The organism is Ensifer sp. Root31 (genome assembly GCF_001424825.1).
In the GTDB taxonomy this organism is placed as follows: Bacteria; Pseudomonadota; Alphaproteobacteria; order Rhizobiales; family Rhizobiaceae; genus Ensifer; species Ensifer canadensis.
Genome location: NZ_LMCO01000023.1, coordinates 219,130 through 237,720, shown reverse-complemented (window position 1 = coordinate 237,720; position 18,591 = coordinate 219,130). Strand labels below are relative to the sequence as shown.

17 protein-coding genes and 1 pseudogene are annotated in these 18,591 nt (G+C 62.2%); 7 read left to right on the top strand and 11 right to left on the bottom strand.

The genetic code is table 11. The features are described 5' to 3' along the window. Nucleotides 1-24 precede the first annotated feature (24 nt). The 3 genes from ASD00_RS21185 (at nt 25) to ASD00_RS21175 (ending at nt 1,865) form a co-directional block, all read left to right on the top strand. A complete protein-coding gene (locus ASD00_RS21185) occupies nt 25-684 on the top strand; it encodes a thermonuclease family protein (protein ID WP_081788859.1) in 660 nt (219 codons plus the stop codon). Then, on the top strand, nt 677-1,312 hold the full coding sequence (locus ASD00_RS21180) for a uracil-DNA glycosylase family protein (protein ID WP_057208708.1): 636 nt from the start codon (nt 677-679) through the stop codon (nt 1,310-1,312). The genes ASD00_RS21185 and ASD00_RS21180 overlap by 8 nt, the downstream gene beginning before the upstream one ends. Before the next feature lie 64 nt (nt 1,313-1,376). Next, nucleotides 1,377-1,865, top strand: coding sequence for an Lrp/AsnC family transcriptional regulator (locus ASD00_RS21175; protein ID WP_025427268.1), 489 nt, complete (start codon nt 1,377-1,379; stop codon nt 1,863-1,865). Nucleotides 1,866-1,896: 31 nt separating this feature from the next. Here the strand turns inward: ASD00_RS21175 and ASD00_RS21170 are convergent. From ASD00_RS21170 to ASD00_RS21155, 4 genes and pseudogenes are all read right to left on the bottom strand, one after another. Continuing rightward, nucleotides 1,897-2,888 (bottom strand): annotated as a pseudogene (locus tag ASD00_RS21170) (carbon-nitrogen hydrolase family protein). 254 nt (nt 2,889-3,142) lie between these two features. Beyond that, complete coding sequence (locus ASD00_RS21165; RefSeq protein WP_025427266.1) at nt 3,143-3,865, bottom strand: DNA alkylation repair protein; 723 nt, start codon at nt 3,863-3,865, stop codon at nt 3,143-3,145. Then, entirely contained in the window at nt 3,862-4,731 is an 870-nt protein-coding gene (locus ASD00_RS21160; protein WP_025427265.1) for an NAD(P)-dependent oxidoreductase, read from the bottom strand. Before ASD00_RS21160 ends, ASD00_RS21165 begins: the two co-directional genes overlap by 4 nt. Nucleotides 4,732-4,842: 111 nt before the next feature. Continuing rightward, nucleotides 4,843-5,670, bottom strand: coding sequence for a class I SAM-dependent methyltransferase (locus ASD00_RS21155; RefSeq protein WP_057208705.1), 828 nt, complete (start codon nt 5,668-5,670; stop codon nt 4,843-4,845). 182 nt (nt 5,671-5,852) lie between these two features. Between ASD00_RS21155 and ASD00_RS21150 the strand changes: the two genes are divergently transcribed. Then, nucleotides 5,853-6,578: a DUF2270 domain-containing protein gene (locus ASD00_RS21150; RefSeq protein WP_025427263.1), complete on the top strand. Its 726-nt coding sequence runs from the start codon at nt 5,853-5,855 to the stop codon at nt 6,576-6,578. A gap of 153 nt (nt 6,579-6,731) precedes the next feature. Here the strand turns inward: ASD00_RS21150 and ASD00_RS21145 are convergent, their stop codons facing one another. The 4 genes from ASD00_RS21145 to ASD00_RS21130 all read right to left on the bottom strand — a co-directional run bounded on the left by ASD00_RS21145 (nt 6,732) and on the right by ASD00_RS21130 (nt 9,757). Further along, complete coding sequence (locus ASD00_RS21145; RefSeq protein ID WP_025427262.1) at nt 6,732-6,998, bottom strand: usg protein; 267 nt, start codon at nt 6,996-6,998, stop codon at nt 6,732-6,734. A 176-nt stretch (nt 6,999-7,174) separates the two neighbouring features. After that, nucleotides 7,175-8,005, bottom strand: a complete 831-nt coding sequence (locus ASD00_RS21140; protein ID WP_025427261.1) for an ABC transporter permease — start codon at nt 8,003-8,005, stop codon at nt 7,175-7,177. After that, nucleotides 8,002-8,805: an ABC transporter permease gene (locus ASD00_RS21135; RefSeq protein ID WP_025427260.1), complete on the bottom strand. Its 804-nt coding sequence runs from the start codon at nt 8,803-8,805 to the stop codon at nt 8,002-8,004. The genes ASD00_RS21140 and ASD00_RS21135 overlap by 4 nt, the downstream gene beginning before the upstream one ends. Before the next feature lie 169 nt (nt 8,806-8,974). Further along, nucleotides 8,975-9,757, bottom strand: coding sequence for an ABC transporter substrate-binding protein (locus tag ASD00_RS21130; RefSeq protein ID WP_057208703.1), 783 nt, complete (start codon nt 9,755-9,757; stop codon nt 8,975-8,977). 415 nt (nt 9,758-10,172) lie between these two features. Between ASD00_RS21130 and ASD00_RS21125 the strand changes: the two genes are divergently transcribed. Together ASD00_RS21125 and ASD00_RS21120 are read left to right on the top strand one after the other, a co-directional pair. Beyond that, nucleotides 10,173-12,521: an OmpA family protein gene (locus ASD00_RS21125; protein ID WP_025427258.1), complete on the top strand. Its 2,349-nt coding sequence runs from the start codon at nt 10,173-10,175 to the stop codon at nt 12,519-12,521. A 100-nt stretch (nt 12,522-12,621) separates the two neighbouring features. Then, nucleotides 12,622-13,365 (top strand): polysaccharide deacetylase family protein, encoded by a 744-nt coding sequence (locus ASD00_RS21120; RefSeq protein WP_025427257.1) that lies wholly within the window; start codon nt 12,622-12,624, stop codon nt 13,363-13,365. Between the two features lie 75 nt (nt 13,366-13,440). Here ASD00_RS21120 and mobB read toward each other — a convergent pair whose 3' ends face one another. From mobB to ASD00_RS21105, 3 genes are read right to left on the bottom strand one after another with little or no spacing between them, the layout of a single operon-like run. Further along, nucleotides 13,441-13,968: a molybdopterin-guanine dinucleotide biosynthesis protein B gene (gene mobB / locus ASD00_RS21115; RefSeq protein ID WP_025427256.1), complete on the bottom strand. Its 528-nt coding sequence runs from the start codon at nt 13,966-13,968 to the stop codon at nt 13,441-13,443. After that, a complete protein-coding gene (mobA, locus tag ASD00_RS21110; protein ID WP_051509168.1) occupies nt 13,965-14,630 on the bottom strand; it encodes a molybdenum cofactor guanylyltransferase MobA in 666 nt (221 codons plus the stop codon). Before mobA ends, mobB begins: the two co-directional genes overlap by 4 nt. A 16-nt stretch (nt 14,631-14,646) precedes the next feature. Continuing rightward, complete coding sequence (locus ASD00_RS21105; RefSeq protein ID WP_025427254.1) at nt 14,647-15,555, bottom strand: DMT family transporter; 909 nt, start codon at nt 15,553-15,555, stop codon at nt 14,647-14,649. A gap of 455 nt (nt 15,556-16,010) precedes the next feature. Here ASD00_RS21105 and ASD00_RS21100 point away from each other — a divergent pair, with 455 nt between their 5' ends. Next, entirely contained in the window at nt 16,011-18,563 is a 2,553-nt protein-coding gene (locus ASD00_RS21100) for a methyl-accepting chemotaxis protein (protein ID WP_025427253.1), read from the top strand. Nucleotides 18,564-18,591: the final 28 nt, after the last annotated feature.

The following is an 18,591-nucleotide window of genomic DNA, read 5'->3' as shown; positions in this document are numbered from 1 at the left end:
GAAAAACAAGGGGATGCGGACAAGTTGAGATCGGGCAGATCGAGATATCGGTTCACGGGCGGAGGCGGAAAGGGCGCGCCTGCCGGGCACATCGGGACCATCGGCGGTTGGGTCATTTTCCTGCTGCTCTGCGCCGGCGCCTATGTCGCCTCGCAACTGCCGCCGCCAGAGCGGACCGTGACAGGAGAACTCTCGGGGTTTGCGACCGCGAGCGATGGCGACAGCCTGCGCCTTGACGGCCGGCGCATACGCCTAGAAGGCATCGATGCGCCCGAGATCGGCCAGACCTGCAGACGCGATGGAGCGGAGTGGGACTGTGGGGCGGATGCCCGCAAGCGGTTGAAGGCAATGGTCTCGGGCGGCACGACGCTGTGTCGCCTGCATGGACGCGACAAATATGGCCGCGATCTCGGCACCTGCGAGACCAATGGGCGAGACGTCGGGCGCCAGATGGTGGCGACCGGCTATGCCGTGAGCTACGGCCGCTATCAGAAGGAGGAGGCAACGGCCGAAAGGCAGAGGGTCGGGCTTTGGGCCGGCGAGTTCACCCGGCCGCAGGCCTGGCGCCGCAGCAACCGCCATGCGGAAGAGGCGCCGCATGTGGTTGACGGTTGGCTTGAGGCGATCCGGCTTTGGCTGTTCGACCACCTATCGGCGCTGTTTGCGAGGATCGGCGATGGGTGAGGAACGGGATGATCTCGCAGCACTTCGCGCCGCTATCGCCGCCTGCCGTATCTGTCGCGACCAGCCGGCGCGCGGGGCGGAAGACCGGCTGCCGCACGAGCCGCGACCGGTTGCGGTCATTTCCAGCTCCGCGCGGGTGCTGATCGCGGGTCAAGCACCGGGCCTGCGGGTGCATGAAAGCGGATTGCCCTTCAACGACGCCTCCGGCGACCGGCTGCGGCAATGGCTCGCTGTCGATCGCGAGACGTTTTACGACAGGGACAAGCTGGCGATCGTGCCTATGGGGTTCTGTTTCCCCGGCTACGATGCCCATGGCAGCGATCTGCCGCCGCGGCGGGAATGCGCGCCTTATTGGCGCACGAGCGTGATGGCGGCGATGCCGCAGGTGGAGCTGGTGCTGGCCATCGGTCACTATGCGCAGCGCTGGCATATCGGGCCGGACTGTCCGAAATCAATGACCGCGACCGTCGTCGGCTGGCGTCGTTACGCCATGCGCAACGCCATGCCTGCGATCCTGCCATTGCCGCATCCGAGCTGGCGCAATACCGGCTGGCTGAAGCGCAATCCGTGGTTCGAAGCGGAGGTTTTGCCGTTCCTGCGCGAGCGCGTCGGTCTGTTGATTGTCTGAAAAAATATTCTTTATCTTTGTCGATTTCACGCTATAGAAAGAAAAATAATTCGAGAGGGACATCATGGATCGTCTAGACCGCAAAATCCTGCGCCTGTTGCAGGAGGATTCCACGCTGGCTGTTGCTGACCTCGCCAAGAAGGTGGGCCTGTCGACCACACCTTGCTGGCGGCGCATCCAGAAGATGGAAGAGGACGGCGTCATCCGCCGCCGTGTGGCGCTGCTCGATCCGGTGAAGATCAACACCAAGGTTACGGTGTTCGTGTCGATCCGCACCAACACGCATTCGATCGAATGGCTCCGGCGCTTCTCGGAAGTGGTCGGCGAATTCCCCGAAGTCGTCGAGTTCTACCGCATGAGCGGCGACGTCGACTACCTGCTGCGGGTTGTCGTTCCCGATATCGCCGCCTATGACGCCTTCTACAAGCGGCTGATCGCCAAGATCGAGATCCGTGACGTCTCCTCAGCTTTCGCGATGGAGCAGATCAAGTACACGACCGAGCTTCCGCTCGACTACATGATGATCGATCAGGCGAAATCCAGCGAGGATTGAGGCTTGGTAAACGGGCGGCGGAGAACGCCGCTTAGAATGTGTTGCGGCCGTCGCTCCTTGGATCACTGTGGATCTGATGCGGCATGTAAAGATCGGCCCGGCCGTTCGTCTCCATAGCCGTGCAGGATGCTCCGGATTGGGATTGATATCCGCGATAGCGATTGCGGGGGTGCCGTCTGACGAAGATTGCGCGGCCCATTGAGCGTCGGGCGCGGCTATTCCCGAGGGAACGACTACACTTTGGCGCGCATGGGCGGAATAGCTGACCCAAAATGCGTTGCTCGCGGCATGGCCCAGCACCTCAGCCGCGAAAGCCGGCGCAGCGGAAGGGACTTCGCCTGTCGTTGAGAAGAGGACGCAATCGACGTCCAGCCCTTCATATTCTCGGAAGATTTCGGGATAATGCGTTTCCATACCCAGTGCGCATCCGAAGCGGACGCCATCAACCTCAAATGTCACCGGGATTTTCCCTGGCGCGTACATGAACGAGATCTTCGTGTTCGACAGCATGCGCTCGTCGTAGCGCGTCACCAGTTCTCCGTGATCGGAAACGACATAAAGGCTGTTATGCGGGCAATGTGGTGGCGTGAGTTGATGGACCGAGCCAAATACCGTCCACAGCTTGAGTTCTCTCGCTAGCTGGCTGGTTACGCTTAGCTCCTCACGCAAAACCGTCCATTCGAACCTGCTCCAATCGGATGGGCCGATCTCTCTGGGACCGGTTTCAGACATGATGCGCTTGTTGGGCGCGCACGTTGCTCCCTCGGGGAAATGTATTAGGCGCGCGCCGGTCTCGCGTGCTTCCCGCATGAGGCGTCGCATTTCCATTCCGCTGGCACGAAGGCCTGAAATGTCGTGGGGGTCGTCGAAGAGCGACGTTTGCGCGACAGCCAAACGCACCGATTTGGCGCCGGGATGATCAGGGGATGTTTGCCGAACGTGTCTGAGAGCTGATGTATAGGACTCGCCCGTTTTGGCTGCGCGAGCACGGACGCGGCGCTTGAGATTTCCATTTTTTGTCATTGTCGGGCCTTTCACGTCGCGGACGTCAGTTCCCCAGCAACCACGTCCGAAACGATCGGACCAAGACAATAGCCCGAGACAGAAGTCCCTTTGCCTCCGTTTAAGACCATGCTGAGGAAGGCCTTGGGAGGTTAGGCGAAGGTCACGCCAAGGGAAGGATGGCGTTGCCGTTTTGATTCGTCAAGCTCTTGAGAAGACCCGGATCGTTCGGTTTGCGCCCGACAAAGCAGCCGTCTTGTGTTGGGCGATCCGATCTAGGATTGAGCGCGATCCGTGCTGGCGCCGACGACACCGAGCCTCGCCAATACCTTGTCGCTGCTCAGTTCACGCAGGGCGTCCTTGCCGATCCACCTTGCTGTGCGATCGGTGCTGCCTGCGAGTTTTTGGGCAAGTGCCAGTGCAGGACCATGACAGGCGGCGTTGCGCTTGCCGATCTGGCGCAGCGCCCAGTTGACCGCCTTCTTGACGAAGTTGCGTTCATCTTTGGCGTGGCGCTCGATCAGCGGCAGCCAGGCAAGAAGGCTTGCATCCGGCTCCTTCTTCAGATGCACCGCGGCGGTCGCGATCATCGCGAATGCGATGCGGCGAACGAATTCTCGGGTGTCCGCCGCGAACTCCGGGATCAGGACCTGTTCGAAGCGCGCAGCCACGAAGACGTCGGCGATGGTGTCGACGACCTCCCAGGAATTGCAATCATCGGCCCAGAGCCTTGCATCATCGAGCGTCAACGTCTTCGGGTCGGCGGTGAAGGCGGCGAGAATACGTGCCTCGCGGATGCCGGACTGCCATAGTTCGAGCGCGCGGGCATGGTTGACCTTCACCAGCCGCGTGATCCGGTGGAGCTCGACATTCGAGAGCCCAAGCGCCGTCTCGGTGACGATGCCGAACCGTGCCATGCCGGCGAGGTTCTCCTGCGAACGCAGCGTCCGCAAGTGCTCGATGATGTCGCCGGCGCCCGAGGTCGGCGAAAGGCTCATTTTTCCAGCCGAGCGAGCAGCGAAGACGTATCCCAGCGGTTTCCGCCCATGGCCTGCACGTCGCCATAAAACTGGTCGACGAGGGCGGTCACCGGCAGCTTGGCGCCGTTGCGGCGCGCTTCCGTCAGCACGATGTCGAGATCCTTGCGCATCCAGTCGACGGCAAAGCCGAAATCATATTTGCCGGCATTCATCGTCTTGTGGCGGTTTTCCATCTGCCAGGAGCCTGCAGCGCCCTTGGAGATGACGTCGATGACTTTCTCGATGTCGAGACCGGCCTTCTTGCCGAAGTGAATGCCTTCGGCGAGGCCCTGGACGAGACCGGCAATGCAGATCTGGTTGATCATCTTGGTGATCTGGCCGGCGCCGGCCGGTCCCATCAAGCCGACCATGCGGGCAAAGGCGTCGATCACCGGCTTGGCGCGCTCGAAGGCAGGCTCGTCACCGCCGCACATCACCGTCAGCGCGCCGTTCTCGGCGCCGGCCTGACCGCCGGACACGGGCGCATCGACGAAATGGGCGCCACGGGCCTGGGCCGCCTCGTAAAGTTCACGGGCGACTTCGGCCGAGGCCGTGGTGTTATCAATGAAGATGGCGTCAGCCGCCAGCGTTTCGAAGGCGCCGTCCTTGCCTGTGGTGACCGAGCGCAGGTCGTCGTCGTTGCCGACGCAGGCGAAGACGAAATCGGCGCCATCGGCCGCTTCCGCCGGCGTCTTGACTGCACGTCCGCCGAACTCGGCGGCCCACTTCTCGGCCTTGGCGAAGGTGCGGTTATAGACCGTCAGTTCGTGTCCGCCACGTACCCTAAGGTGGCCGGCCATGGGGTAACCCATCACGCCGAGACCGATGAATGCGACCTTTGCCATTTCCAAAACACTCCCGATTGCTCTGGGTGAGGTTTAGCCGATGGCGCGGGTGCGCGAAAGGGGCGAGGGAACAGGCGGACGCCTGTTCCCTCGCAAGCTTTTGTTTTCTGCTTAAGGTTTGAAGCGGGCGATCACGAGGTGGCCGGCGATCGGCTCGCCTTCTTCCATGCGTACGGTGATGTCGCCGACTTCGATCACTTCGAAACCGGTCGCCGTCAGGCGTTCGCGCAGATAGGTCTCGGCATGGGCAAAGCGCTGGTGCGCGCCGACCATGAAGGGGCGACCGGCGAAGATCTCGGCCGGCAACGTTTCGCTCGAAAAGATGAACAGGCCGCCGGGTACGAGATTGTCGACGGCGCCGAAGAACAATGCCTCGAGCGCGCCCATATAGGGCAGAACGTCGGTTGCGACGATCAGGTCGAAGGGTTCGTCGTCGTTGTCGTCGAGAAAGTCCACCGCTTCGGCGACGTAGAGGGTGTCGTAGAGCTCCTTCTCGTGGGCGATCTCAACCATGTTTTCGGAGAGGTCGATGCCGGTGATGTCTTCGGCCATGTCGCGCAGGGCGCCGCCGGTCAGGCCCGTGCCACAGCCAAGGTCGAGCACGCGGTTGAAAGGACCGAGTTCGAGCGCCTGCAGGCGCTGGCGCACGAGCAGCGGCACGCAGTAGCCAAGCTGCTCGACAAGCACGTTGTCGAACACGTCGGCATGCTGATCGAAGAGCGTCGCGACATAGGCGTCCGGCGCCTTCACCGGTGTTTCGCCGCGCCCCATCGAGGCGAGCCGCACGGATGCGCCGCCGTGATCCTCGGGATCGAGCGCCAGCACTTCGGCATAGGCATCGGCGGCGGCATCGAAGTTGCCGGATTTTTCCAGGGTGAGGGCGCGGTTGTAGGCTTCCGCCAGCGCTTCCTCGTCGATTTTCGTGGTGTTCTGGGTCATGCGCGCTTCTTACGTCCGAAGGCCGCTTTTGGCAATGCGCCGCAAGATGCAGCCCGCCGAGATCCTTGGGTCTCCGGGGCGCCGAAAATGCAAAAAACGACGGCCGGCGGCGAGCACGGGATTTATCCGGAGGGGGAAAGGGTTCATGATCGCAACAACAAGAAAAGACGGAGGAAATGCCGATGGCTGCCGAACTCAGTCCGCTGCTTGTGGGCACGGAAATCAAGGAGCCGAAGGGCCCGCCACTGCCCCAGACCTCGCAGGAGCAGATCAATGCCGTCGTGCATTATTATCGCGGCGAATTGGGGCGGATGGCCGGCTGGCGGGATCGCATCGACCGCACGTCCAACTGGGCGATTACCGTGGTCGCCGCCCTGCTGTCGGTATCGTTGTCGACGCCCAACTCCCATCACGGCGTGCTGCTGTTCGCGATGCTGCTGATCACGTTACTGCTTCTGATCGAGGCTCGCCGCTATCGCTTCTTCGACGTCTACCGCGCCCGCGTGCGCCAGCTCGAGCGCGGGTATTTCGCGCAGATCCTGGCGCCGGACGGCACTGCCAACCTTAACTGGGCCGCGTCGATTGCCAAGAGCCTGCGCAAACCGGCGTTCCTGATGAGCTACCGCGAGGCGTTGTGCCGCCGGCTGCAGCGCAACTACTGCTGGATGTACCTGATCCTGCTGCTCGCCTGGGCCCTCAAGATCTCGTCGCCGAAACTGTCGACCAATGGCGAGCCCTTCGGGCACGTGCGCTCCTGGATCGATGTCACGGAGAATGCAGCGCTAGGCCCTTTGCCCGGCTGGCCCGTCATCATGGTGGTGGTGCTGTTCTACGCAGTGGTGCTTTACGGCTCGCTGCACAAGGAACCGGGCGAGGGCGAGCTTGCCCATGGCGAGGTCCATGTCTGACGCGGCATAGGCGCCAAGGATTGTTGCATTTGTGGCCGACGGCGGTGCGTCGTTCTCTACAGCACCGCGCGTCAAGTGTGACGGGCCGGGCGCGCAGCAACCTGGCTGCATGATTTTGCGCTCAATAGAAACCTGATGCAGCGGAGGGCGGGTTCAGTGCAGGATGAACTCGCCGTTGAGTGCCCGCCATTCGGTGGCCGAGATCAGCTTGCGGTGGACGTAGCGTACCGAATGCAACGGGCCATCCAGCTTTTCCTGCCAGAACTTCAGGAAGCTGCGCATCTCCGGGAAATCCGGGGCGATGTCGTAGTGCTGCCAGATGTAGGTCTGCAGGAATGTCGGATGATCCGGCATGCGGTAGAGGATCTGGGCCGTGGTCACGCCGTAGCCCTTCAGCTGCAGTTCCATTTCGTTCGTCATATGAACCTCACTTCTCGCAAAGGTTGGTCTTTATGATGAAACGCTTGATTTATTAATCAAGTTCTAATATTTGCTTCAATATGAAATTTTAGGCGTAATAACAATAGCTTGGCAGCACTCCATGCAGAGTGCTGCCACGCTATTTCATTTCAACTCGGTCTTGGCGAGATAACGCTTTAGCGCTTCAGATGCCGGGTCAGGCGGTTTTCGAGCCAGGCCCAGATATTGCGCAGCACTTCCACCATCAGGAGATAGAGGATCGCCGCCCAGACATACATCTGGTAGTCGAAGGTGCGCGAAAAGGCGCGGCGCGTTTCACCCATCAGGTCGAACACGGTGACGATCGCGACGATGGCCGAACCCTTGATCATCAGGATGATCTCGTTGCCGTAGGGGCGCAGCGCCACGATCATCGCCTGCGGCAGGATGATCTTGTAGAAAGCGATGCGCTCCGGCAGCCCGAGGGCGGCTGCACCTTCGCGCTGACCGCGCGGCACGCTCTCGATCGAGCCGCGCAGGATTTCCGCCTGGTAGGCGGCGGTGTTCAGCGTGAAGGTAAAGAGGGCGCAGTTCCAGGCCTCGCGGAAGAACCACCAGAGGCCGACGGATTCGAGCTGCGGGCGGAAACTGCCGAGGCCGTAGTAGATCAGGAAGAGCTGGGCGATCAGCGGCGTGCCGCGGAAGAAGTAGACGTAGCCATAGGCAAGCCAAGACCAGATCTTGTTCTTCGACATGCGGCCGAGCGCGACCGGCAGCGACAGGAGGGCGCCGAGCACCACCGAGCAGGCGACCAGCATCAAGGTGACGCCAAGACCCGACAGGAAGCTCGGACCGTATTTGGCGAATTTCGCCGGATCCCAGCCGTTGACGACAGTCAGGAAGACGCCGACGCCGAGGGCGAGCCAGATGCCGAGCGTTACGCTGCCGACGAAGCGCGCCAGGGTGTAAGGCTTGGGCGGCGCCGGTGGCGGCGCTTGCGGCGGGATCATCGTTTCGACGAAGCTCATCGACCCATCTCCGCGCGTTTGGTCCAGCGTTCAAGGTTCGAGAATATGATCGACGAAACCATGGCCAGCACCAAGAAGAGAATGCAGGCCATGCCGAAGAACTCGAAGGCCTGCTTGGTGACGCGGGCGGCAATGCCGGTCTGGCGCAGGATGTCGGGCAGACCGACGACCGAGACCAGAGCCGTATCCTTGAGCAGCGCCATCCAGAGATTGCCGAGGCCCGGCAAGGCGATGCGCACGAGCTGCGGCAGGATGATCAGCCGCATGGTGCGGCCGCGATGGAGCCCGAGTGCCGCACCCGCCTCGTACTGGCCATGCGGGATCGCCTTGAAGGCCGACAGCAGAACCTCGGAGCAATAGGCCGAGAAGACCACGCCAAGCGCGATCATGCCGGCAAAGAAGGCGTTGATCTCGACCGGCCCTTCGTAGCCGAACGATGCCAGAAGCTGCTGCACCAGAATCTGCAGGCCGTAGTAGACGATGAACAGCGTCAACAGTTCCGGCAGACCGCGGAAGATGGTGGTGTAGATGTTCGATGCCAGGCGGACCGTGCGCTCTTCTGACTGTTTGCCGAGTGCAACGAAGAAGCCGATCAGAAGGCCGACCGGCAAGGTCGCGATGGCAAGGCTTGCGGTGACAACGAAGCCGTAGGCGATCTCGTCGCCCCAGCCGGCGTCGCCGCAGGCAAGGAGCGTACCGGGTGCCAGCCAGCGAAAGACGCCGACAGGGCCGCACAATGGATCCACGATGGAGCCGATCCAGGCTAGGATCGAGTAGAAGCCGGTAAACAACCCGCTCATGTCAGAGAATTCCCCTTTGCGCTGTTCTTATGGATATGGATCGCGCTTATGTTTTAGTTTCTTGTCAAACAAAAACGGCGGAAGGGCAAGCCATCCGCCGTTGCATTTTTTTCATCAACCAACGTTTTTCCGGCATGATTCACTAGGAAAACAGGCCGGAAGCCGTCGATCAGCTGCCATAAACGTCGAACGGGAAGTACTTTTCGTTGATTTCCTTGTACTTGCCGTTGGCGCGGATGGCTTCGATCGCCTTGTTGAACTTCTCGCGCAGCGCGTCATCGCCCTTGCGCACCGCGATGCCGGCGCCTTCGCCGTTGATGACAGGATCAACCGGCAGCGTGCCGAGCAGCTTGCAGCATGCGCCGTCAGCCGACTTCAGCCACTCGGAAAGAACGACGACGTCGTCGATCACCGCGTCGATGCGGCCGTTGACGATGTCGAGCTTGTACTCTTCAGCGGTCGGATAGAGCTTGATGTCCGCTTCCTTCATATGCGCTTCGGCATAGTTGGAGTGGGTGGTCGAGCCCTGAGCACCAAGCGACTTGCCGGCAAGTGCTGCCTCGGTTGCTTCGGTGATCGGCGAATCCTTCGGCACCACGATCGCCGGCGGCGTGTTGTAGTACTTGTTGGTGAAGTCGACCTTTTCCTTGCGCTCGGCAGTGATCGACATGGAGGCGATGATTGCATCGAACTTCTTGGCGATTAGTGCCGGAATGATGCCGTCCCAGTCCTGCGTCACGAACGTGCATTCGACCTTCATCTCGACGCAGAGGGCCTTGGCGATGTCGACGTCGAAGCCGGTCAGCGTGCCGTCTGATTCGAGATTGTTGAAGGGCGGGTAGGCGCCTTCCGTGCCGATAACGACCTTTTCGCCATCTGCCATGGCAGAGCCAGCCATGAGCACGAAAACGGCAGCCGATGCGGCGGCTGCCAGCCGTCTGGAAATACGCATGATAGTCCTCTCTGTTGGCCGACATCCGGTTTCTTGTTCTTCACGGATGCCTATCTTGACCGGGGCGCTTGCCACCGGTTGAGGCGATATTCGTACTGTTTTCCCGCAAAAATCAACTGGAAAGCGACAACGCTCGCCGGGAAAAGAATTTCGACCGGAGATTGCACTGGCCATGATCCAAGCGAACATGAACGGTGCGTTCAGGGGCGGTTAATCTTGCTTTGGTTAGCCCTATTACGGGAACCGATCTGAGGTGCGGGCGTTGGGTTGGCGGCTCGTTTGGCCGGCAACACAAAAAAGCCGGAAGCTTGGATCAAGGCCCTTGAGAATTCACGCCTACCCCCTGTTGCCGAACTGGCTGTCCGGTGGGTAACAGTGGCAGGTAAGGGACCTCCCAGGACGAGGAAGGAAGACTATGTCGATTCGATCCAGACTATTCGCAACCGTGGCGCTACCGGTGCTCTCGGTGTCGCTTGCGGTGCAACCAGCCCTTGCCGACAGCCTGATGAAGCCGTTCGAAGTGGCGCAGGAAGGAAGCGGGCAGCCATCGGAAGAAGAGCTTCTGCTGCAGCAGCGCCAGGCGGAAGAGCAGCAGCGCGCAGCGGAAGAACAACAGCGGGCCGCTGAGGAGCAGCAGCGTGCGGCGGAAGCCGAAGCGCAGCGCCAGCAACAGGAACAGCAGGCCGCCGAACAGCAGAAGGCCGCCGAAGAGGAGGCTGCCCGCCAGGCGGCCGAGCAGCAGCGCGCTGCCGAGGAAGAGGCCGCACGCCAGGCCGCCGAGCAGGAGAAGGCTGCCGAAGCGCAGCGAGCTGCGGAAGAGGAAGCCGCGCGGAAACAGCAGGAACAGCAAGCGGCTGAGCAGCAGAAGGCGGCTGAAGAAGAAGCCGCACGCCAGGCCGCCGAGCAGGAAAAGGCTGCCGAAGCCCAGAAGGCTGCCGAAGAGGAGGCGGCCCGTCAGGCGGCAGAACAACAGAAGGCCGCCGAACAGCAGAAGGCGGCCGAAGACGAAGCTGCGCGCCAGGCTGCCGAACAGGAAAAGGCCGCCGAAGCCCAGAAGGCCGCCGACGAGCAGAAGGCTGCCGAAGGCGAAGCCCAGCAGAAGGCCGCGGACGAGCAGAAGGCTGCGGACGAAGCCGCCCGCCAGGCGGCCGAGCAGCAGAAGGCCGCCGAGGAAGAAGCCAAGCGCCAGGCCGATGAAGCCAAGAAGGCCCAGCAGGGCGAGTGCGTCGTGCCGGAAGGCCAGGATGCATCCACCGCTTGCCCGCCGGCTGGTGGCGAAGCGACGACCGGTCAGCCGCCGGCGACCGAAGGCCAGAACGCCGGTGAACAGCCGCCTGCAACCGACGGGCAGAATGCCGGCGAAGCCGTAGCACCCGCCGTCGAGCCTCAAACCGAGCCGCAGACAGGCGAGGGACAGCCGGCTCCGGGCACCGAGCAGCCGGCGACGGCTGAGCAGCAGCCTCAGGTCCAGCCAGTACCGGAGGTGGTCGACACCCGCACCGAGGAAGAAAAGCAGAAGATCGCCGAAGATCCCGCGGCGTCAGACGAAACTGTCGTTCTGCCGGTTGAAAACGGCGCTGCCGTTCTCGACAGCGACAAGGACGCCGACAATGCCGGCGGCAACAAGTCGCGCGAAGACCGACAGAAGCAGCGCGAAGAACTGCGTGCGCAGGAAGAAGCCGCTCCGGCGCCGACCGATGACGCCTCTTCGCAGGCGCAGATACCGGCAGAGATTCAGGCTGACTTGCCTCAGAAGATCGAAGCGAACCTGAACGAGAAGGGCACGCGCGTCGAGGAAGTGCCGGTATTCGCCGTTCCCGAGACGACCAACATCGTCAACAACACCATTGTCAACAACACGGTGATCAACAACAACACGACCGTCAACAACGTGACGAACAACGTCACCAATGTGGAGGTGGTGCAGGAGATTGACAACCGCGTCATCCTCGGCGTTGGCGACCAGATCTTCGTTCGCGGCGACGATCGTCCACGCCTTCGCCGCGATGCGGAAGAGACCTTCTACGACGAGCTGCCGCGTGGCCGCACCCGCGAAACCATCGTTCGTCCCGGCGGCTACCGGATCGTCACGGTCTACAACCGCTATGGCGACATCCTGCAGCGCTCGCGTGTCGACCGTGATGGCAACGAGTACCTGATGATCTACGCGCCTGAGCGCGACGAAGGTCCGCGTCCGGCGATCATCGACGTCGGCTACGAGCTGCCGCCGATGCGCCTGCGCATCCCGGTTCGCGAATACATCGCCGATGTTTCCGAAGATCCGGACCGTGACTACTACGACTTCCTGGCCGAACCGCCGGTGGAGCGCGTAGAGCGCGTCTATACGATCGACGAAGTGCGGCACTCCGCGCGTCTGCGCGACAAGGTTCGCCGCATCGACCTCGACACCATCACCTTCCCGACGGGCAGTGCCGAAGTGTCGATGTCGCAGGCAAAGACCATGCGCAGCGTTGCCGCCGCCATGGAGAAGGTGCTGGCCAAGGATCCGGGTGAAACCTTCTTCATCGAAGGTCATACCGACGCTGTCGGCTCCGACCGCTCGAACCTGGTGCTTTCCGACCAGCGCGCCGAATCGGTCGCCTCGCTTCTGACCGAGGTCTACGGCATTCCTGCCGAAAACCTGGTGACGCAGGGCTATGGCGAGCGCTTCCTCAAGGTTCGCACCGAGGTCGCCGAGCAGCAGAACCGCCGCGTTACCATTCGCCGCGTGACGCCGCTGGTTCGCCCGGTCGCCCAGCGCTGATCAAAGCGCGGGCACAGTCGCCCGCGAAAATCTTCGGAAACCCGCCCGTCACAGGGCGGGTTTCTGCCGTTTCCATTCTTCTTCTTCATTCCGGATTGCCATGAAAACCGCTGCTCTTCTCATTGCCTCCCTTGCCCTGTTTGCCCAGTCCGCCACTGCGGCGCCGGCACTCGTCGAACCGGACCTGCGGCTTCCGAGCAATCCTTTGGGCAGGGACCAACCTCCGCGCGTGGCGTTGACGCTTGACGCCTGCAGCGGCGCAACCGACATGCGCATCCTCGGAACCCTGATCGAGAACCGCATTCCGGCGACGATCTTTGTGACGGCGCGCTGGTTGAAGCGCAACGGGCTGGTGGTCGAGATGATGAAGGCGCACCCGGACCTGTTCGAGATCGAGGATCATGGCGCCATGCATGTGCCGCCGATCGACATCAAGGTCTCTGTCTATGGGTTGGCTGCGGCAGGCTCGAGCGCTGCCGTTGCGGCCGAGGTCGACGGTGGCGCGGCCGCAATCAAGGCGCATGGCCTTGCCGCACCACGCTGGTTCCGCGGCGCGACGGCGAAATACACCCACACCTCGATGAGCCAGATCCGCGAAATGGGCTACCGCATCGCCGGCTATTCCGTAAATGGCGACGGCGGGTCGCTGCTCGGGGCGGCCATGGCAGAGAAGCGCATCCGCAACGCCCGGGACGGCGACGTCATCATCGCCCATATCAACCAGCCGACGCACGCCGCCGGCGCCGGCGTCGCTCGCGGTATTCTCGACTTAAAGGCAAAGGGCTACAGCTTCGTCCGCCTCAACGATATTCCCGATGAAATGACAGTCGGCGCCACCAACTGACTCTGTTCGACCGCGTGTCGTGACTTCGCGCGGGTAAGCCCTGCGTTTCGCTTGCTCAGCAATGACATGACGGCGTTAACGAGCGCCGCTGTTGCTTTGCAAGCCGGTCACGCGCTCGACAAAATCGGCAATCGTATTCGTGTCGTCGAGATCGAACACGGGCAGATCCGTGTCCGTAACCGGGTGATCGGCGGCAATGGCGCAGATATGCGGATCGGTCGGAGCCAGAGGTTCGCGGTTGGCCGATTCCAGCCGACGGGACTCGATCTTCGGGATCGGCTCGCGCTTGTAGCCTTCGACCAGAACCAGATCGCACGGGGCGAGCCGGGCGATGATTTCCTCGAAACTCGGTTCCGGCCCGCCGCGCAGTTCATGCATGATCGCGAAGCGCGTGCCTGACACGATCGTGACTTCGTGGGCGCCTGCCTCCCGGTGGCGGTAGCTGTCGGCGCCCACCTTGTCGATGTCGAAGTCATGATGAGCGTGCTTGACGGTCGAGACGACGAAGCCGCGCCGTGTCAGTTCGCTGACAAGCCGGACCATAAGCCCGGTCTTGCCGGAATTCTTCCAGCCGGCGATGCCGAAGATTTTCGTCGCAGTCATGCGCTGTTCTCCCCGAGAATGCGAAGCCATTCCTCTGCCCGCAGCAGATCGTCTGGTGTGTTGACGTTGAAGAAGGGGTCGAACAATCCACTGGCTGTGGTGGTCATCGGAAAATCGACCGTGACCGATGGATGGCGCTCGATGAAGGCGCGCACGCGGCGTTTTGGGTCGGTTGTGATCCAGTGTTCTAGGTCATCGGCGAGCGCGACCGGCCATAGGGCAAAAAGCGGATGCAGGGCGTCATCGGATAACGCAACGGCAATCTGCTCGCGCTGCGTCATCGCATCGGTCAGGCGTTGGGCGAGGTCGTGCGGGAAGAAGGGCGTATCGGTGGGCACGACGAGGACATGCGTTGCTGCCGGCGTGATGGCGGCCGTGTGGCGCATGGCGGTCAATACACCGGCGAGTGGGCCAAGAAAGCCGGGCACGGTATCGGCGATGACAGGATGCCCCACGATCGTCTTCTGCTCGGCTGCGCCGTTGAGGTTGATGGCGATGCTTGCGACCTGTGGCCGGAGCCTGTCGATAATCCGCGATAGCATCGTCTTTCCGCCGAGGCTCAATCCGGACTTCGGATGACCCATCCGGCGTGAAAGCCCGCCGGCAAGGATCACGGCCGGCCACGGTGGGTGTCTCGCATCTGGTGTCTTGACTGTTGGCATCGGGCTTTCGTTGTTCCTATTCGAGCGGTCCGGTCAGCGAGCTTTGGGCTATCGGCTTCTTGCCGCGCCGGCTCTCGCGATAGAAGGTGTAGAGGCCGGAACCGATGATCACGGCAACACCAAGCAGCATCCATGCATCCGGCTTCTCCGAGAAGAAGAAAATGCCGATCGTGATCGCAAACAGCAGGCTGGTGTAGCGAAAGGGCGCGATAACGGAGATATCGCCACCGCGCATGGCAAGCACGATCGTCTGGTATCCGACCATCAGAAGCAGGCTTGCGGCAGCGATGTGGGTCAGCGTGGTCGAGGACATCGACTGCCATCCGCCAAGCGGTACGATCATTGCGGCACCGACCAGGGTCGTCACGAGCGCCGTCGTCACCGTGATGTAGAGCGAGGGGATGTCGTGGTCGATGCGGCGGGTGCAAAGATCGCGCGTGGCTGTGCAGAAGACACAGGCAACGACCGTGAGTGCGGCCGGTGTAAAACCTTCCGGCCCCGGGCGAAGGACGATCAGCACGCCGATGAAGCCGACGAAGATGGCGGTCCAGCGCCGCCAGCCGACCGGCTCGCCGAGGAATACGGCGGCGCCGAGCGTCACGGCCAGCGGCAGCGCCTGCATGATCGCGGATGCATTGGCGAGCGGAATCTGTCCGAGCGCCGAGATGTAGGTGATGGACGCCAGCGCCTCCATGATGATGCGCAGGATGATGACCGGCTTCATCATGGTGCGAAGCGGACGAAATGCCCGGAAATGCCGGGCGATGACGATCACCATCAAGGTGGTCAGCAGCCCGCGCACGAACAGGATTTGGCCGACATTCATCGCCCCGGTCACCGATTTCACCAAGGCGTCGTTGCAGGAGAAGGCGACCATCGCCAGGCACATGAAGACGATGCCGCGGAAATTGCTGGAGGATTGCATGCGGGCTGTCCTGCGGCGCCGGATCGGGCGGAAACCTGACGGCGGATGGGAAGGCGAATCCGTTGCCGGATCTCGCATACCGTTTAAGCATCGGCCGCCATTTTGTGCAAACACCAACCCGCCGACGGCGGATTTTTCTTCCAGCGCAAGTAGAATTTTCGGGCAATGGCGAGATCAACCCGGACGAAGACTGTCCGCCGTGCAGAAAATGCGTTCTCCCGAACCGGTTTCTATTCGCGGAATCTTAAGTTTCACTGCCTATCGTCATCGATGATTCCGCTTCCAATCGCATGACGCGATCGGTGGATGGCGTGCGCCGGAACCTTGGCGGCGCGTCATTCCAGAGATGTCGGTCGGGGCCTGGGAGGTGCTTCCGCCGATATTTCACCCGTGCTTCCAGCAAGAAGAAGCCACCGCGCGGACATGTCTCACATAAGAATAATCTGGGGTCCGCAATGTCTTTCATCGATCGTCTATTACAGCGACTGCGAATCGTCACGAAGGTTCTGCTCTTCGTGGTTCCTCTGGTGGCTCTGATCGCGGGTATCGGCCTCATCGGCTTCTTCACGGCGCGAACGCTGAACGGCCACATGACCGTGACGCGCGAAACCATCAACAATCTCTCGGATTTCCAGGCGCTGCGCAGCGCGCTCCAGAGTTTTGCCGATGCGCCGAGCGAAGAAACGCGAGGGGCGCTCAGCGCCCAGATCGACGAACAGGAAAGCGGCGTCCGTTCGCTTGACGGCTTACTGACGCGCGAGGCTGACAAGTCAGAGATCGCCTCCGTGCTGTCGCTCGGTGAAGCCATGCGCGCCCAGACCGAAAAGCTCTGGTCGATCAAGGTCGAACAGGATCAGGTGACGGCTTCGCTCGAGGCGGCGCTGACAGACATGACGACGCAGGGCAACAGCGCCTACAAACAGATCGACATCATCCGCAAGGAATCGGGTGAGAAGGAAGCGTTTGCCAAGGCGCTGCTGTTCGATGCCGCCGCCTATCAGGGGATCGCCGAGCGGATCAAGAAATTCCGCCTACCGGTGACGATGGCGGCGAACGCCGACGCCAAGATCGATCAGGCGGGCAAGTTGCTGCCGCACCTCATCAAGCAGATCGAGGACGCCGAGACGATCGCTTCCGAAAAGGTTCAAAAGCCGATTGCCGAGCTGAAGGATTTGGCGCTGAAGGTCCAGGCGATCCTTGCCGGCGCTGAAGACAGCGAGACCAAGAAGAACGCGTTGGTGCCGATCCTCAGCAAGTTCTCGAAATACGAGGCCGACTTCGCCAAGGAAGCGGCCAAGAACTCCGACACAGCCGCCAAGCGTTTCGTCGGCATGGACAGCGAGATCTCGCAGTTGAAGACGCTGATCGCGCTGATGGGCGATACCTTCAAGGGGCTAGACAGCACGCGGCTGCATATCAGCGAGCTACACCGCAAGCTCGACGCGGAAGGCCGCGATCTGGTGCTGGCCGATATTCAGGCCGTTCGTGACAGCGCGGCGAAACTGTCGGAGCTTGGTGGCAAGAATGCCGCGCTGCGTGACCTGCCGGCCAAGCTCAAGCCGTCGCTCGACAACATCGACAAGGGCACGGCCGCGCTGATCGACGTCGGCGGGCGCTGGCAGGAAGCCAAGACCGCGGCCTCGACACTGGTTGCCGGTGCGAGTGCGACGCTGGAAAGCTTCGTCAGCAGCGCCCAGGAAGCCGGCAAGGTCGACAGCCAGCGTTCGGCTGACATGTCGATCGTGGCGATGGTGGCCGGAACGCTGCTTGCAATCGTCGGCGGCCTGATGCTGGTCGAGACCCTGCGCGGCCCGTTGAAGCGCGTGACCGAGACGATGACCCGGCTTGCCAACGGCGATCTCGACGTGGCGATCGAAGGCCGCAACCGCGGCGACGAGATCGGCGACATGGTGCGTTCTGTAGCGGTGTTCCGCGACAACGCGGTCGAAAACGTCCGGTTGGGACGCGAGGCGGAGGCCGCCCGTACGTTATCGGCGGAAGACGAAGCCCGCCGCGCCGAAGAGCGTGCCAGGATCGAGGCCGAACAGATGCAGGCGCTTAACGCGCTTTCTGACGTGCTGGCGGAGCTTGCCGCCGGCAATCTCGAAGAAGGCATGGCGGAAGACCTGCCGGCCGACTACGTGATCATGGCGCGCACCTACAACAACGCTGTCGAGGCACTGCGCGCCACGCTCAGCGATGTGCGTATGGTGACCGGCGAGATCACCGGCGGCACCAGCAATCTCTCGGCCTCGGCCGACGATCTGGCGCGGCGGACGGAGCAGCAGGCGGCCGCGCTCGAGGAAAGCTCGCGCGCCTTGCGCCAGCTGACAGAGATCGTTCGCTCGACGGCCGAAAGCGCCCGCAAGACCACTGTCTCGGTCGACGAGACCAATTCCTACGCCAAGCATTCTGGCCAGGTCGTCGCCAAGGCGATCGACGCCATGGCGGAGATCAACCGCTCGTCCGAGAAGATCAGCACGATCATCAGCGTCATCGACGAGATCGCCTTCCAGACCAACCTTCTGGCGCTCAATGCCGGCGTCGAGGCGGCGCGGGCGGGCGAGGCGGGTCGCGGCTTTGCCGTGGTCGCGCAGGAGGTACGGGAGCTCGCCCAGCGTTGTGCTGGTGCTGCGCGTGAGATTAAGGGGTTGATTTCCGACAGTTCGGCGCAGGTCAGAAGCGGCGTGGCGCTGGTGAAGGAAACCGGCGACGCGCTTGCAGTGATCAACGACCACATCGGCACCATCCATCAGCTCGTCAGCAACATCGAGGCCGCCGCCGCCGACCAATATACGGGGCTCAACGAGGTCAACTCGGCGGTGCACGAGGTCGAGCTGCTCACCCAGCAGAATGCGGCCATGGTGGAGGAAAACACCGCCGAGATCCACGGCCTGCGCCGGCAGGTCGAGGCGCTCAACGAAAAGATCGAGCGTTTCAAGACCGGTACCTCGACGGTCGCGAGCCAGGCCTATGGCCGTGGCTATGGATCGAACTACGCGGCTTGAGCGAGCCGGCGGGCGGCATCTGCCGGCT